The organism is Flavihumibacter sp. (genome assembly GCF_036676075.1).
Classification (GTDB): Bacteria; Bacteroidota; Bacteroidia; order Chitinophagales; family Chitinophagaceae; genus Flavihumibacter.
In genome coordinates this window covers 1-16646 of record NZ_JAKFDQ010000010.1, presented here as the reverse complement: position 1 = coordinate 16646, position 16646 = coordinate 1, and the positions used below count along the sequence as shown (strand labels likewise).

At 44.7% G+C, this 16646-nt stretch carries 11 protein-coding genes; 6 read left to right on the top strand and 5 right to left on the bottom strand.

The genetic code is table 11. From position 1 onward, the window contains the following. Window position 1: 1 nt before the first annotated feature. From hemE to hemA, 4 genes are read right to left on the bottom strand one after another with little or no spacing between them, the layout of a single operon-like run. Complete coding sequence (gene hemE, locus V6M43_RS11640; protein ID WP_332735422.1) at window positions 2-1027, bottom strand: uroporphyrinogen decarboxylase; 1026 nt, start codon at window positions 1025-1027, stop codon at window positions 2-4. Between the two features lie 15 nt (window positions 1028-1042). Continuing rightward, the gene (locus V6M43_RS11635; protein ID WP_332735421.1) at window positions 1043-1747 is read right to left on the bottom strand and encodes a uroporphyrinogen-III synthase; all 705 of its coding nucleotides are present in this window, start codon (window positions 1745-1747) and stop codon (window positions 1043-1045) included. After that, on the bottom strand, window positions 1747-2676 hold the full coding sequence (gene hemC, locus V6M43_RS11630; protein WP_332735420.1) for a hydroxymethylbilane synthase: 930 nt from the start codon (window positions 2674-2676) through the stop codon (window positions 1747-1749). The genes V6M43_RS11635 and hemC overlap by 1 nt, the downstream gene beginning before the upstream one ends. A gap of 1 nt (window position 2677) precedes the next feature. Continuing rightward, on the bottom strand, window positions 2678-3919 hold the full coding sequence (gene hemA, locus V6M43_RS11625; protein ID WP_332735419.1) for a glutamyl-tRNA reductase: 1242 nt from the start codon (window positions 3917-3919) through the stop codon (window positions 2678-2680). Between the two features lie 281 nt (window positions 3920-4200). Between hemA and hemH the strand changes: the two genes are divergently transcribed. Next, window positions 4201-5235 carry a ferrochelatase gene (hemH, locus tag V6M43_RS11620; RefSeq protein WP_332735417.1) on the top strand — a complete coding sequence of 345 codons (1035 nt, stop codon included), beginning with the start codon at window positions 4201-4203 and terminating at the stop codon, window positions 5233-5235. After that, on the top strand, window positions 5232-5780 hold the full coding sequence (locus V6M43_RS11615; RefSeq protein ID WP_332735415.1) for a CopD family protein: 549 nt from the start codon (window positions 5232-5234) through the stop codon (window positions 5778-5780). The genes hemH and V6M43_RS11615 overlap by 4 nt, the downstream gene beginning before the upstream one ends. 67 nt (window positions 5781-5847) lie before the next feature. Here V6M43_RS11615 and hemN read toward each other — a convergent pair whose 3' ends face one another. Next, window positions 5848-7293, bottom strand: a complete 1446-nt coding sequence (hemN, locus tag V6M43_RS11610) for an oxygen-independent coproporphyrinogen III oxidase (protein WP_332735413.1) — start codon at window positions 7291-7293, stop codon at window positions 5848-5850. Between the two features lie 191 nt (window positions 7294-7484). Between hemN and V6M43_RS11605 the strand changes: the two genes are divergently transcribed. The 4 genes from V6M43_RS11605 to V6M43_RS11590 form a co-directional block, all read left to right on the top strand. Next, window positions 7485-9680 carry a TonB-dependent receptor family protein gene (locus V6M43_RS11605; RefSeq protein ID WP_332735411.1) on the top strand — a complete coding sequence of 732 codons (2196 nt, stop codon included), beginning with the start codon at window positions 7485-7487 and terminating at the stop codon, window positions 9678-9680. Window positions 9681-10188: 508 nt separating this feature from the next. Continuing rightward, complete coding sequence (gene ileS / locus V6M43_RS11600) at window positions 10189-13599, top strand: isoleucine--tRNA ligase (protein ID WP_332735409.1); 3411 nt, start codon at window positions 10189-10191, stop codon at window positions 13597-13599. A 35-nt stretch (window positions 13600-13634) separates the two neighbouring features. Then, a complete protein-coding gene (locus V6M43_RS11595; protein WP_332735407.1) occupies window positions 13635-14732 on the top strand; it encodes a TraR/DksA family transcriptional regulator in 1098 nt (365 codons plus the stop codon). Window positions 14733-15215: 483 nt separating this feature from the next. Continuing rightward, window positions 15216-16646 (top strand): hypothetical protein (locus V6M43_RS11590; RefSeq protein ID WP_332735405.1); only part of this gene is annotated, 1431 nt, incomplete at its 3' end.

Here is a 16646-nt window from a genome sequence, read left to right as displayed (position 1 = left end):
GTTAAGAGTATTCTTTAACGGCATCCACAAAAGCCCGTGCATGATCAACGGGGATATTAGGAAGGATACCATGACCCAGGTTTGCAATATGACGATGACCACCGAATGCCTCCAGCATAGTCTTTACCTCCTGCCGTATAACGGGTATTGGTGCTGATAATTTGGCTGGGTCAAAGTTCCCCTGCAGAGTAACATCCGGTCCGGCAAACTGACGGGCAAGCTTTGGTTTGATGCACCAGTCGATCCCTAAACCATGAGCCCCTGTAGCAGCCATTTCTTCGATAGCAAACCATGCACCTTTTGCAAAGATGATGGTTGGGACTTCATCTTTAAGGGCAGCCACAATCTGGCGGATGTACTGGAGAGAATAAGTTTCAAAATCTGCAGGACTCAACAGTCCGCCCCAGCTATCAAATATCTGAATTATATCCGCTCCTGCTTTAACCTGTCCTTTCAGGTATGCAATGGTGGTATCAGTAATCATCTGCAGCAATCTATGAGCTGTTTCCGGTTGGGTGTAACAGAATGCTTTTGCCTCATCAAATGTTTTAGAACCTTTTCCCTGCACCATATAACAGAGCAGCGTCCAGGGTGCACCGGCAAAACCAATCAGGGGGACCCTTCCATCAAGCTCTTGTTTAATCATGCGGATGGCATCAAATACATAATGCAGGCGATCATTAACATCCGGAACCGTTACACGCTGAAGGTCATTGAGAGTTTTGATTGGATCCGGTAATACCGGACCTTTACTTTCGATGAGCTGAACCTCAAGACCCATTGCCTGTGGCACTACCAGGATGTCGGAGAAAAGGATGGCGGCATCCACACCAACTATATCAACGGGTTGAAGTGTAATTTCAGTTGCGAGAGCTGGAGTCTGGCATCTTTCAAAAAAACCATATTTCTCTCGTAACACCATGTATTGTGGTAAGTATCTTCCTGCCTGACGCATCATCCACACAGGAGTTCTTTCAGTCTGTTCGCCTCTAAGCGTTCTTAATATGAGATCGTTCTTTATTGACATCATTAGTTTTTTGAATTAGAACCTTCCTAATATTTCTATTGCCTTCTCCGCAAGTGCTTCCTTACCTGGTGCATCGGCGCTGATGATCCTGTTTGCGCAGTGCTTTTTGATTGCTTCTGCTGTTGTGGAGCCAATAGCAAATGCAAGGGCATTTTGAGGAAGTGAATTGGCTGAGAAAAAGCTCTCCACTGCAGAGGGACTGTAGAACAACACTCCTGAGAAGTTTTCGTTCAGTTTATGAGGAGTAGCAATTGTTTCATATACCACGATTTCTGTGACCAGAATACCGGCAGCAAAAAGCATATCAGGTAATTCGGGCCTTCGTTGATCGCCGCAGAAAAATATCACTTCTTCTGCCATCGCATCTTCTATGATTTTGTCGGCCAGAGCGATAGCATTTTCAGCTGTTCCGGCAATGCTCTCTTCGCCGAAGAATATTTCAACCAGTTCGCGGGTGGTATGGCCGATGCAATAGATTTGCCAATCTGGTTGCTGTCCCTCCAATAGTTCTGCTACTGCTTCCACAGCATTCATGCTGGTAAAAACAACGGTAGCGCTGAGAAGTAAGGACTGCTGTATTTCCTCTATCGTTTCCCTGGTCTGTATTGGCTGCGTTTCAATAAATGGGAGGACGGTGATGTCAACTCCTTTTAATGCTGCATTATCAAGTAGTTCTTTAGGAAGCGGCCTTGTACTCAGGAGTGTTGGTTTTATATCCATCAGTGTCCCGCTTTTTTTATTTGTTCAATGATGCGGCCGGCACCTTTTGCGAGAAGTGTATCGGCTGCACGTTTTCCCATACTTACACTTTCATCAGTAAGTGCTTCCTCAAATTCAATGTCAAGATGTTCTGATCCGTCAACAGAAAATATATTACCCTGGAATTTTATTTTCTCTGCACGAATAGTTGCCAGTGCGCTGATTGGAGTAGAGCATCCACCCATGAGTGCACGAAGAAAATCGCGTTCGATCTGTGTGCAAAGGGCTGTTGCTTTGTGGTTAAGCAATTGGCATGCATCATAGGAATAATGATCATCATCGCGGCATACGATAAGGATAGCCCCCTGTGCCGGTGCTGGTAACATCCAGTTGAGTGACAGAGCGGTTGGTGGCAGAAGATCTGTACGTTGCAGGCCTGCTGCTGCGAAGATCGCACCGTCCCAGTTTTGTTCTGAAAGCTTCCTCAGGCGGGTATTAACATTACCGCGAAGGTTGGTTATTGAGTGATTAGGATAGCGATGCAACCATTGGGCTTTGCGCCGAATACTACTTGTAGCGATTAGGGCTACAGAATTTCGGTCGTCAAGAAATGATGTACCATTTTTTGGTACGATTATATCCATATAACTGCCACGCTCAAGCGCTGCCACAGGAATAATTCCCTTTGCGGTTTGCGTGGGTACATCTTTCATGGAATGAACCGCAATATCAAATCGGTCACTTAACAGGGCGGCATCCAGTGTTCTGGTAAATACACCCTGCACACCCATTTCATAAAGTGGGGTTACCAGGTCAATGTCACCTTCGCTTTTAAGTGGCACAAGGTCAGTAGCAAAGCCTTTGGCTTCCAGTTGCTGCTGTACCTGCACAGCCTGCCAAAGGGCCAGTTGGCTGTCACGTGTTCCGATTCTGATAATTTTATTTGTCATCTTAATTTGCACGCACTGCAATGAAGTCATTGATGGCTTCCAGGTAATGACAGCCGCGTTCATTTCGCACGCGCATTTTGGCTGCCATGGTATTCAATACCTTTTGGATCCTGTGCGATGCATCTTCTGAAGGTACTGTAGTAGTACTGGAATTATAGAGAAATTCAGGATTGCCGGTTGAGTGTATTTCCTCCAGTTTAAGCTTGACCTGAACAAGAACGGCCAATTGCTTGCGCATGCGGCACCATTCCAGAAATTCAGCAGTCTGTTCTTCGATGATGGCCAATGCTTTTGGAACTTCTGCCATTCGCTTTTGCAGGGTTTCATCCTTCAGACGGGAGAGCTCATCAACATTGAGCAATCTCTTGCCTGCTAACTCTGCCACTTCGGGGTGAACATTGTTTGGAATGGAAAGATCAATTATCCATTGCTGTTGCTTGCCCTTGAGATGGGCAGCGCGAATGATCGGTTCATCTGCGTTGGCAGCTACTATTATAATATCTGCATTTGAAACAGCGGAATAAAGTTCTTCAGAAGGAAGGCTTTCGAGGTTGAGTTCTGAAGCAAGGTCAAGTGCTTTCTGGTGGGTTCGGTTCACCAGAGTGATGTTACGGCATCCTAAATAATCAATGAGGTTGCGACAGGTATTTCTTCCAATTTTACCTGTACCGATCAGCAGTACATTTTTACCGGCAACATCTGCTATCTGCTCGCGAAGGAACTGAATGGCCGCAAAGGAAACGGATACAGTTCCGCTGCTAAGTGCAGTATTGTTTTTGATGAGTTTGGAGGTCTGCAGCACCTGGTTAAATAATCGTTCAATAAAAGGACCGATACCGTTTTTTGATTTCGAATGCTTAACCGCCAGTTTTATCTGACCTACAATTTCATAATCACCCAGGATCTGGGAATCGAGACCTGCGGCAACTTCAAATAAATGCTGAGTCGCGTCTTTTCCTCTGAGGAGATAAGCTATACTGCGGAATTCTTCTGCACTCTGGCCCGTTGCTTCACAAATTAGTGAAACCAGGAGGTCAATATCACGCGCGATGCCATAAACTTCTGTACGGTTGCAAGTGGAGAGAACGAAGATTTCGGCAATACCCCTGCGTTTGGCCTCAGTGATGATCCACTCGTAGTGCTCATTGTTGATGGCGAAACGGCTTCTCACGACCGAATCAGACTTTTTATAGCTGATCCCGGCCACGAAAAAATGCTGCAGGTCTTTTGGATAATCTCCCATACGATTCTAAGCTTCTGTTTCAGCGGGTTTTGCGGCACAAAAATAGTCCAAGACAAGCTAACCGCATTATGTTAACTGTCAGTGAAATGTCATATTACCATGACAATGCAAGGTTTAGTCACTCAATTGTCAAATTGGGATGATGGATTGAAGATTTTATGTAGCACAAAAATGTGAGATTAGTTTTGCAACCTTTCAGTGGGGCAATCGTTTATTATCGATTGCAATCAATTAATTAGGTTTGTTACCATTTACTTCTTTTTATTTCAATTTTCGTTCATATGAAGCGTGGCATAATACTGATGAACCTGGGATCGCCAGACTCTACTTCGGTGCGGGATGTAAGAAAATACCTGAATGAATTCCTGATGGACGAGCGGGTCATAGATATGTCATGGTTAGGACGTCTACTGTTGGTTCGGGGCATTATTGTGCCTTTTCGCGCTCCAAAATCGGCAAAGGCATATGCATCGATCTGGACAAAACAGGGATCTCCCCTTATTGTGATCACAAAGCAGCTGCAGGCGGCGCTTCAGGAGCAAGTGTCGGAGCCGGTGGCTATAGCCATGCGCTACGGCACTCCATCACCCCGGGATGCTTATGAGGAATTGCTGCAACGCCAGCCCGATCTCGAGGAGGTCATATTGATACCCATGTACCCTCATTATGCAATGAGCAGCTATGAAACAGCGGTTGAGTATGCGAAAGAACAGCATGCAGAGGGAGGGTATTCCTTTAAGCTTGATATTGTTGAACCATATTATGATGAGCCGCATTACCTAGAAGCACTGGCAGAGAGTATCAGGCCATTCCTGCAGCAGGACTATGACCAGATATTATTTTCTTATCACGGTGTTCCTGAGCGCCATATAAGGAGGGGCGATATTACCGGCTCACACTGCCTGAAAGTAGCCAACTGCTGTGATGTTGATTCACCGGCGCACAAACAATGCTATCGCCATCAATGCTGGTTTACCACAAAAAAGATGGTTGAATATCTCAGTATTCCGGAAGGCAAATGGGGGTTTAGTTTTCAGAGCAGGCTTGGTCGCGATCCGTGGCTACAGCCTTATACTGCTAAAAGACTGGAGGAACTCCCTGGAGAGGGGGTGAAAAAATTGCTTGTGGTTTGTCCGGCTTTTGTGAGTGATTGCCTGGAGACGCTTGAAGAGATTGCAGAGGAGGGTAAAGAAGAGTTCATCCATGCGGGGGGAGAAGAGTTCACGGTGATTCCATGCCTTAATCTTCATCCCATGTGGGTGAATACATTGGTGCGTTATGTAGCAGGTGGGGTGGAAACCAGCAATGTTTCATGATGATCTATCCTTATATAAAAGCGCTGCATATCATCTTCGTGGTGACCTGGTTTGCCGGATTATTCTATATGCCAAGGCTCTTTATTTATAGTACGGAAGCTGGCGAAAAACCAGTGGCAGAGCGTGATATCTTGCGTGCGCAGTTTGCGATCATGACACGTCGGTTATGGTATGGCATCACATGGCCATCAGCAGTGCTGACACTAATACTTGGACTTACGGTGATGTTCATGGGTAATTGGGATACTATACTCTTTAAGCCCGAAGGTAGATGGTTCCTGATAAAATGGCTTTTCGTGTTAGGATTGTATGCCTACCATTTTTCACTGCAGGTAATTGTAAAACAGGAACTTGCCGGCATCTTTAAATACAGTTCCAATCAACTCCGCCTTTGGAATGAAGTGGCAACAGTTTTTCTTTTTGCGATCGTAATGCTCGTGATTGTGCGCACCAGCATGAGCCTGGTATGGGGAATAGGTGGACTGGCCGCCCTTATTGTACTCCTTATGGTTGCAATAAGGATATATAGGAAGTTCCGGACCTGATTTTTAGGTGTCTGACACATGTCCGATACACGTTCGAACATGTGTTCTAACATCCTCTGAACATGTGTCAGACACTTAAACTGAAAGTTCTCTCTGCCGGCTGTTTGCGGCGGAGGTGAAGGTCAAAAGCGCTGCAAATATTACGGATAAAATGATGACCAAGCGAAGTAAGCTGCAGTCCGGTTTCGTTCCATTGGAGCAGTCCATCTTTGGCCAGCATACGCAATTGCGGGAAACTAAATTCTTCGAGTAAAGCCAGATCGGCAGGATCGAAGCTTGTGGCTCCTTTACAGCTTATATCCAATATGTATTTTTTGAAGGAAAGATCTTCTTCAGTAAGGAAATATCCCTTGGTTACTGCCAGGTGGCCGTTATTGATAGCCTCATAATACTCGCGTATCGTTTTTTTGTTTTGCGCATAGGCATTAGCGGCATCGCTGATGGCGGAGACTCCGAGGCCCACCATGAGGGTGCTTGATTGTGTTGTATAGCCCATGAAATTCCGATGGAGCCTGGTTGATCCGGTTGGACAATCGGCTGTTCCGGCATATCGTGCTTTATGAAGTTCATCGGTAGGCAGTGCAAAGTGGTCCATCCCGATATCAGCATAGCCATTGGCAGTAAAGTGGAATTTGCCAAGGCGATATAATTGCATTTTCAGGGCAGCCGGGGGAAGGTCTTTCGTGTCGAAGAGACGTTGCCCGCGACTGTTCCAGGGAACATGCGCATAACTGTAAAAAGCAACTCTGTCGGGCCGAAGACTGATTGTTTGCAGCAGGGTGCGTTCCATGCTTTCTATGGTTTGCTTTGGCAGTCCATATATCAGGTCAAAATTCACAGAAGTATAGCCGATTTCACGCGCCATGTTTGTCACCTTTACAACATTTTCAAAAGGCTGTATCCTATTAATAATGAATTGTACCTGCGGATCATTGTCCTGCACGCCAAAGCTTACCCTTCTGAAACCCAGATCATAAAGAATTTCCAGGTGTTCTCGCGTAGTATTATTAGGATGACCTTCAAAGCTAAACTGGTGATCAGGGTGGATCTCCGCATATTGTAAAATTGTGGAGAGCATTTTATGCAGGTTCTCAGGCGAGAAGAAAGTTGGAGTGCCGCCCCCAAGATGAAGCTCACGGATAATCGGCTTTTCGGGCATCAACCGCAGGTATAGTCTCCATTCACGTACCAGCGCCTTAATATAAATGTCTTCCACACTATGGTTGGTGGTGATCTTCTTATTGCAGCCACAATATGTACAAAGCGATTCACAAAAGGGGAGGTGCAGGTAAAGGCTGATGCCTTCCTTACTATTAAGTATACTGAATTGCTGAGAGAAGCCTCTTTCCCAATCATCACGGCTAATAGGTTCTTCCCAACTCGGCACGGTAGGATAAGATGTATATCGCGGCACCGGCTGGTTGTATTTTTCAAGTAATCCCTGACTGATCATAAACATTGTATTGGCAGCAAAATAAAGGCGCTGCAAAAACACCAGGCATGACCTTTCCATGGTTCTACACCTGATTTTGATCAGGTTCAGTGGCTATTGTCATGATAATGTCATAAATGCATTTGCAGAATAGAAGAATTGTCTGCAAACAGTCATCAGACTGGCATTTCCTCATTTCGTAACTGGTTTTTCCTCATTGCGTAAACCAAAATATTTATCCTGACAGACATTTGCGCATTGTAATAATCAGTATGAAGAAGAATAGTCTTTTAGCAATGATTTTCGTCCTGTCCGGTATTCGATTAATGGCACAGGATCAACAGGATACGGCTGCTTTGAAAGAGGAGGCAATGCCACAGGTTGTTGTGGTAGGATATAAGGATAAGCTATTGAGTAAAGTTCCCGGATCTGTATCGGTATTGCGGTTCAAGGATATACAATCGATTGCCCCGCTAAGTGGAAATGATGTTGTAAAGCGTGTACCTGGATTGAATGTGGTTGATGAGGAAGGAGCAGGCCTACGGATAAACATTGGTGTTAGGGGACTTGATCCCGATCGCAGCCGCAATGTGCTGATACTTGAGGATGGTGTTCCGGTTGCGTTAAATCCATATGGAGAACCAGAAATGTATTTCACTCCCGTGATTGATAAGGTAAGAAGCATCGAGGTGTTAAAGGGAAGCGGCCAGGTGATGTTTGGGCCACAAACAATTGGTGGTGTTGTGAATCTTATAACCCAGGATCCCCCCGCCACGCAAACGACTGAACTTCGCGTTAAAGGAGGTACCGGTGGATTCTTTTCAGGGTACGCCAGTTATGGAACAACAGTAGGTAATGTTGGTTTCGTAGTAAGCTATCTCCGCAAACAGGCAGATAATATGGGACCAACCTGGTTCAGGGTAAATGACCTGAGTGCCAAGATCCGTTTTCGCATCAACGACAAATCCAATATAGGCGTTAAGCTCGGCATCTATGATGAGCTTTCAAATTCTACCTATGTTGGCCTTACTCAAACGATGTATGATAAAGGAGATAACGACTATGCACGCATTGCACCTGATGACCGGCTTCCTGTGCGCAGGTATAATCTAAGTGTTACACACCAGCACCTATTCAGTGAAAAAGTATCATTACAAACTACAGCTTTTGCATATACAACATCAAGGAACTGGCAGCGGCAGGACTTTAGCTCGAATGCATCTGCAGCTAATCAGACCGGTGTTGTGTGGGGAGATCGGGAAGTTCCAGGAGGCGCCCTTTATATGCTAAACAGCAACGGACATAGAAATCGTCAGTTTGAAGTGTTGGGAATTGAACCCCGTTTGGTTGTGAAAGGAACCATTGCAGGTAGGGAAAATAAGTTGCAGACAGGAGTACGTTACCTTTATGAAAAGGCAAATGAGCAGTTCGTTCTTGGAAAGAAAGCCGACGCAACAGCAGGCGATCTCCGCGATAATGAGATCCGCAGTGGTAAGGCATTGAGTGCATATTTGCAGGATGAGATTTCACTCACAAAAAAGCTAAGTTTCAGCGCAGGTGTGAGGATGGAATATTTTGATTATAGCAGGAATATATTGAGAGGAAGATTTAACGTAAACGGAACCACGGTTGTTGCCGACACCAGTGTAAATGCGGGCGACCAGGTGGCTGCCTTAATACCGGGAGCAGGGCTAACCTACTCAGTAAATCAAAACGTTTCATTATTTGCCGGTGTGCATAAAGGTTTTGCTCCACCCCGTACCAAGGATGCGATCACATCAACAGGTACTGCCATTGATCTTGATGCGGAGAACAGCTGGAATTATGAGGCAGGCGCCCGGTTTCAGTGGAATAACTGGATCAATGGAGAAGCTACCTTGTTCATGATGAATTTCTCTAACCAGATCATCCCAATTTCACAATCGAGTGGTAATTCAAATGCCACCGGACTCGCAAATGGAGGCCGGACTCTTCATCGTGGAGTGGAAGCGGGTGTTAATGCTGATCTGGGCAAAGCATTGGAGTGGAAACATAGTGTTACTATTGGAACTAATGTTACGTTTGTAGATAGTCGTTATAATGCAGACAGGTTCATTAATGCAGGAACAGACAAAATAAATGTGCGGGATAATGATCTTCCTTATGCCCCTTCCCTTATATGGAATGGAAGTATTGGATTTGCATCTGCAAAAGGATTTGGTGTGAAGCTTTTCGCAAATTACGTGGACGAGCAGTTTGCGGATGAACTAAATACAGAAATTGCCAGCAGTAATGGAAGGATCGGTAAAATTGAGAGCAGGATGATCCTTGATGGAACGGCCTGGTACCAACTGCCGGGTAAAAAGGTTGCCTTTAACCTTTCAGCAAAGAACATTACTGACAAAAGATATATTGCCAGTAGGCGCCCCGAAGGAATTAAGGTCGGATTGCCTGTTTTTGTTACAGCGGGAATTGATATTGTACTTTAAATATTGAAAAACCAGGATAAAGAAAGCCACTGAGAAATCGGTGGTTTTTTTGCATTTGCAGGACTATACGGAGAGTTATAAAAAAGAGGAAGGGGGCTAGACAACCCCCTATTTTAACCCCTAAACCCTAAACCGTAGAAAAATTTACCAGTTATGTTGAATTATTTAAACATTTTTAAAGTCCATTTCAACACCAACTGAATTATATTATAAGAGTGACAGCAGCACTCTATTATTACGTTGCGTTTCTCCTAAAAATAGTTTCAGAAATTATGCCAAACGTTAAAAATGTGGATAAGTCGGCCCTCCTTAAAGCTTGATAGTTAGATTTTTAACAGAATCTGGTCAGGCCTGGTAAATTCCCTGATAACTTTCCCATAGGACGTGTGAAAGCTACTGTGACTTATCCTTATTATACCCCGCAACCGAACCCACAGAATTTCAGTAACTTCGCGTCTATTTCAAGAGATCGATTTTCGTAAGTATATAAGAATCAGCGACTTAATTTATGGCAGCCAAGTATCGTGAGTACCAGCAACTGAACCTACCTTCCATTGAATCGGAAATCCTGGGTAAATGGACCGAACAAAAGGCATTTGAGAAGAGTGTTAGTTTGCGTGAAGGCAGGGAACCTTTTGTTTTCTATGAAGGTCCCCCGAGCGCTAATGGAATGCCCGGAATACATCATGTGATTTCCCGTACGCTAAAAGATCTTGTTTGTCGCTACAAGACCATGCAGGGCTTCCAGGTAAAACGTAAAGGAGGCTGGGATACCCATGGGCTCCCCATAGAACTGGGCGTTGAAAAGGAACTGGGCATAACAAAAGAAGATATTGGTAAATCTATAAGTGTTGAGGAATACAACCAGAAATGCCGTGAAGCTGTATTAAGGTTTAAGGATAAATGGGATGATCTTACCAGGAAGATGGGATACTGGGTTGATTTGAATGACCCTTATATCACTTTCGAGAATAATTATATAGAGACATTATGGTGGTTGCTCAAGCGACTGCATACAAAGGGGTTATTATATAAAAGTGTAAGTATTCAGCCCTATTCACCTGCGGCCGGAACCGGACTCAGCTCACATGAGCTGAATCAGCCAGGTACCTATAAAGATGTAAAAGATACATCGGTGGTGGCCATGTTTAAGGCCTTACGTGATGAACGATCTGAATTCCTTTTTGATGCAGCTTCAGAAGTTATAAACCAGAACCTTTACGCAGCCAATATAATTGAAACTACAGAGATATTTTTCCTTGCCTGGACAACCACTCCCTGGACACTACCGAGTAACCTTGGATTAACTGTAGGCCCCAATATCGATTATGTTTTAGTAAAGACATTCAATCCATATACACATCTTCCCATCCATGTTGTGCTGGCTAAGTCTTTACTCGGCAAGTATTTCAAACCGGAGGGAGAGAATGGTGATTTTGAGGGATATGGGCCCGATACTAAACTACTGCCGTGGAAACAGCTTGCCGAGTTTAAGGGTAAAACCCTTGAGCATTGCCGTTATGAGCAATTGTTACCCTATGAAGCCAACAGTGCCGATGTGGCCGGTGGCGATCCATTCAGGGTACTGATAGATACTTTCGTAACTACAGAAGACGGAACAGGTATCGTGCATACAGCCCCGGCTTTTGGTGCCGATGATTATAAGGTTGGAAAGAAATATGGTATCGGTATTCTGACAATGGTTGACAGGGAGGGGAAGTTTGTAGAAGGCCTTGGTGAGTTCAGCCAACGATATGTAAAGAATTATAAGGATGAGTCCGATTATGTTGATGTAAATATCGACATCAGTGTAAAGCTGAAAAAGGAAAACAGGGCTTTCAAAGTTGAAAAATACGAACACAGTTACCCCCATTGCTGGCGCACAGATAAACCTGTATTATATTATCCCCTTGATGCCTGGTTCATTAAGACCACAGCTATTAAGGACAGGATGGTAGAGCTCAACAAAACCATCAACTGGAAGCCCAGGGCAACCGGTGAAGGACGTTTTGGAAACTGGCTTGAGAATATGGTGGACTGGAACCTGAGCCGCAGCCGTTATTGGGGAACCCCCCTGCCAATCTGGAGAACTGAAGATGGCAAAGAAGAAAAATGTATAGGTTCTATAGAGGAGCTAAAGATGGAAATCATCAAGGCCAATGAGGTTTTAGGTGGAGATGTGAACAAGAATTATTTACATGACAATGAACTGGATCTCCATAAACCATATGTTGATGAGGTTGTTTTAGTAAGTGATACGGGAAGGGCTATGCGACGTGAACCCGATCTGATCGATGTTTGGTTCGACAGTGGAGCGATGCCATACGCGCAGTGGGGGCTAGACCAATTAAAGGTTCGTGCCGGCGATGAAACACCTTTTAATGCACCGTTCGGACAAAACTTCCCTGCTGATTTCATATGCGAGGGTGTGGACCAAACAAGGGGATGGTTTTATACGCTGCATGCTTTGGCAGCGCTGCTATATGATAGTGTAGCATATAAGACTGTGGTTTCAAACGGCCTTGTGCTCGATAAGAACGGCAATAAGATGAGTAAACGCCTCGGCAATGTGGTGGATCCGTTCAGTACAATTGAAAATTTTGGGGCTGATGCCACGAGGTGGTACCTTATTACAAATGCTTCTCCTTGGGACAGTCTGAAGTTTGATCTCGAGGGGATCAGAGAGGTGCAACGAAAGTTCTTTGGTACATTATATAATACCTATCAATTTTTTGTGCTTTATGCCAATGTGGATGGTTTTTCCTTTAGTGAGAAATATGTTCCGTTGGAAGAGCGTCCCGAGATAGACCGATGGATTCTCTCCTCGCTTAATTCGCTTGTACGCGATGTTACTGCAGCGTTGAATGACTATGAACCAACCCAGGCGGGGAGGTTGGTAGAGGATTTTGTAGATGAACATCTCAGCAACTGGTATGTGCGATTGTGCAGGAGAAGGTTCTGGAAAGGAGATTACTCCACTGATAAGATTGCCGCTTACCAAACACTTTATGAGTGTCTGGAAACCATCAGCAGGCTGATAGCACCGGTATCACCATTTTTTGCAGACTGGCTTTTCACTAACCTGAACAATGTAACAGGACGTTTTAAAGAGGGTTCCGTTCATCATACAGATTACCCGGTTTCACAGGCCGGATTGATCGATACCGCACTGGAGGAGAGAATGCAATTGGCCCAGGACAGCTCATCTCTTGTACTTTCACTTCGTAAGAAAGTAAATATCAAGGTGAGGCAGCCACTTCAAAGAATCCTTATACCGGTATTAAACCCATCTATGAAGGATCAGCTTGAAAAAGTTGCCGATCTTATCAGGAGCGAGGTTAACGTAAAAGAAATCCAGTACCTAACTGATGCCGACGGTTTTATCAAGAAAAAGATCAAGCCCAATTTTCAGGCGTTGGGGAAAAGGCTGGGATCAAAAATGAAGGCTGTGACGGCGGCGATTGGCGGACTAGACCAGGAAGCCATTTCCTTACTTGAAAAAGAAGGTTCATATTCTTTGGAAATTGATAGCGAACCCTTAATATTACAAATCCATGAGGTTGAAATCACCAGTGAGGATATTCCAGGTTGGATGGTGAGTTCAAAAGGAGCGTTGACAGTGGCGCTTGACGTTACTGTTACACCCGAGTTAGAGCAGGAAGGCAATGCCAGAGAATTGGTGAACCGGATCCAGAAAATCCGTAAGGACAATGGTTACGAGCTAACAGACAGGATACTCGTAAAGCTTTCACAAGCGGGTGTATTAGCAGAAAGTATCCGTCATTTCGGCCCTTATATCAAGGAGGAAGTATTAGCCGATGAGCTCGAAATGGTAGAGGAACTGGGAAATGGAATGGCGATAGAAGTTAATGATCAACCTGTAAGAGTTTGGGTAGACAAAGTAACCCGGACCAAATAAACAGAACATTCATCACCGGATAAAAGGAAGAAAATATGGCAACAAAGAAAAAGGCTGCCCCTGCCAAGGCTTCAGTAAATGCAAAAGCTTCTGCTGGCGCAGCGAAAAAAGTTGCTCCGGCAAAGAAAGCGGCCGCGGCGCCTCAGAAGAAGGCTGCAACGAAAGCTCCTGCCAAGTCTGCACCTGCTGCCAAAGCAACGAAAGCTGCTCCGGCTGCTAAAGGTGCCGCTTCGAAAGCACCTGCTAAAGCTGCACCTGCTAAGGCGGCTCCCGCTAAAACAGTTCCGTCTAAGGCTGCCCCATCCAAAGCAGCTCCTTCAAAGGCTGCGGTTAAAACGGCCGCTGCCAAGCCTGCTCCTGCTCCTGCAAAAGGAAATGGTTCAAATAGCAAGGCTGTACCTGCAAAAGCCACTGATAATAAGAAAGCACCCGTAAAAGCTGCTGAACCTAAAGCTGAACCAGCTCCAAAGGCGGCACCTGCCCCGAAAGAGAAAAAAGAGAAACCGGTAAAGCCTCCTGTGATCAAGAAGGCCAATGCTCGTCAGATCAGGCAATTTTTAAAGACTGGTCCGAACAAGCCGACGGTGAAAGATGATTCAAAGCAAACCACACCGATCCCAATTAAGAAACCTGCGCCGCCACCAGAAAAAAGACCAACCAGGCTGGTGATGCCAGAAATTAAAACAAAAACCGTGAAGCCCTATAATCCCGATTTTACAAAGAGTGTCCTTGACCAGGAGGCACAGATACCAACAGGACCGTCTATGCGCTACAGTGATAATGAATTAGTTGAGTTTAAAGATCTTATCAACAAAAAGCTTGATGCTGCCAAGAAAGAACTTGCTTACCTGCAAGGCCTTATTACCCGCAAGGATGAGATGGGCGGGGATGAGAGTGAGAGCCGTTATATGACGATGGAAGATGGCAGTGTGAGTATGGAGCGCGAGCAGTTGAGCCAGATGGCCAGCAGGCAAATCACCTTTATCGACCATCTCGAGAAGGCGTTGATGCGTATTGAGAATAAAACCTACGGTATTTGCCGCGTTACGGGTAAACTTATCGACAAGGCCCGCCTGCGTGCTGTTCCCCATGCTACTTTGAGCATTGAGGCGAAGAATACGATGAATAAGTAATCAATTTTTGTGTTGATAGTAATAAAGGTCTCCTCCCGGGGACCTTTATCTTTTTGATGAGAATACCCATTTTGGGGGACAAGCAAGGTTAGTTCAAAACCTTAGTTTTACGCTTGTAAGTTTTAACCCCTAAACCAGGTCCCGGTTTTTGCTGTGAAGGTGCATACCGGGAAGAATCTTCGAGACTGTCCATATGGGCAGTCTCTTTTTTTGCCACCATCACTGTATTCCCTTTAGTTACTTATCTAAGTGTTTTTCTTTATCAATATACTAAGAGGCAGGCCTCACCGTTATATGAGAGATTTTCGATACCCGTGCCCTGTCAAAAACGGCTGAGCCAAAGCTGGTGTTTATGCCTGGAGCCCTAAACCTTCCTACTATAGGGTAGCCTTTTCATTTACAACAGTGTGGTGAGGACCATTAAAACCAAATTCTATTTCGCAAGGAGTCAGGTGGGCTCCGTGCATGAAAAACCAACACCGGATGATCCAAACTGTGGAAATACTTTTCATTTGGAAAGTGGGTAATAAGAAGAGGCTGGGTGTCATTCTTTTACTTGTTTTGATGATGCAGCTACTAAGTGTGGCTGTATTTGCTATACCGGGTAAAACTTTATTTTTTACTCCAACTGCCTCTATAACCAGCGGCCCGGCGACGATCTGTACCGGCAGTTCCACAGACATTTCCTTGAATATAGTTGCTACGGGTGCCTGGACGCTCACGCTTGATAATAGCGGCGGAAGCGTATCAGGAAACGGCTCAGGAAATTTTATCATCAGCGTTTCTCCAACAACTTCAACAACCTATAAAATTGCTTCTTTATCTGATGAAGAGGGAGCAGCTGCTGCAGGTGATCTTACCGGTGAGGCTGTAATTACTGTTAATCAGAATTCAACGCTTAATCGTACAAGTTTACTTGCAACAACCAATCAAACTATTTGTATTGGTGATCCGATAACATTGATAAGATATCTGATAGGTGGGGGAGGAATTGATGTAGAGTTTGATAATCTACCAGCCGGTGTATTTCATACTATTAATAATGGTATTGTATCTATTATGGGCATTCCAACCCAGCCTGGTAATTATGGATATACTATTAGAACTATTGGGCCATGCAACGAGACTGAGTTAACTGGAAATATAAATGTGCTGGCAAATAGCAGTATAATTTTATCGTCTGCTGCAATAACTACAGATCAAACCGTTTGTATTAATTCTGCTATATCCAATATTGCTTATAATGTAGGCGGAAGTGCAACCGATGCTACTGTTACTGGTTTGCCAGCTGGAGTTAGTGGAACCTATAATGCTGGTGTTTTCACAATCAGTGGAACGCCATCAGAATCCGGAACTTTCAACTATACAGTTACAACAGACGGTCCTTGCGCGGAAGAAACGGCTAATGGAACAATCACGGTTCAGCCGAATTCAACAATCAGTTTGAGTTCTGCTGCAGCTACCGATGCACAGACGATTTGTATAAATACAACAATAACCAATATCACTTATGCTGTTGGTGGAACAGCAACCGATGCTACTGTTACGGGATTGCCAACTGGAGTTAGTGGAACTTATAGTTCAGGTGTTTTTACCATCAGTGGAACGCCAACAGAATCCGGAACTTTCAACTATACAGTTACAACAGATGGTCCTTGCGCGGAAGAAACTGCAACTGGAACTATTATTGTTCAGCCGAATTCAACAATCAGTTTGAGTTCTTCTGCAGAAACTGCCGCTCAGACGATTTGTATTAATACAGCTATAACCAATATTACTTATACTGTCGGCGGAACAGCAACCGATGCTACTGTTACTGGTTTGCCCGCTGGAGTTAGTGGAACCTATAATGCAGGGGTTTTCACCATCAGTGGAACGCCAACACAATCCGGAACTTTCAACTACACAGTTACA

Coding starts and splice junctions, on each gene's coding strand:
- hemE (WP_332735422.1), bottom strand. CDS start 1,027: ATGTCAATAAAGAACGATCTCATATTAAGAACGCTTAGAGGCGAACAG.
- V6M43_RS11635 (WP_332735421.1), bottom strand. CDS start 1,747: ATGGATATAAAACCAACACTCCTGAGTACAAGGCCGCTTCCTAAAGAA.
- hemC (WP_332735420.1), bottom strand. CDS start 2,676: ATGACAAATAAAATTATCAGAATCGGAACACGTGACAGCCAACTGGCC.
- hemA (WP_332735419.1), bottom strand. CDS start 3,919: ATGGGAGATTATCCAAAAGACCTGCAGCATTTTTTCGTGGCCGGGATC.
- hemH (WP_332735417.1), top strand. CDS start 4,201: ATGAAGCGTGGCATAATACTGATGAACCTGGGATCGCCAGACTCTACT.
- V6M43_RS11615 (WP_332735415.1), top strand. CDS start 5,232: ATGATGATCTATCCTTATATAAAAGCGCTGCATATCATCTTCGTGGTG.
- hemN (WP_332735413.1), bottom strand. CDS start 7,293: ATGGAAAGGTCATGCCTGGTGTTTTTGCAGCGCCTTTATTTTGCTGCC.
- V6M43_RS11605 (WP_332735411.1), top strand. CDS start 7,485: ATGAAGAAGAATAGTCTTTTAGCAATGATTTTCGTCCTGTCCGGTATT.
- ileS (WP_332735409.1), top strand. CDS start 10,189: ATGGCAGCCAAGTATCGTGAGTACCAGCAACTGAACCTACCTTCCATT.
- V6M43_RS11595 (WP_332735407.1), top strand. CDS start 13,635: ATGGCAACAAAGAAAAAGGCTGCCCCTGCCAAGGCTTCAGTAAATGCA.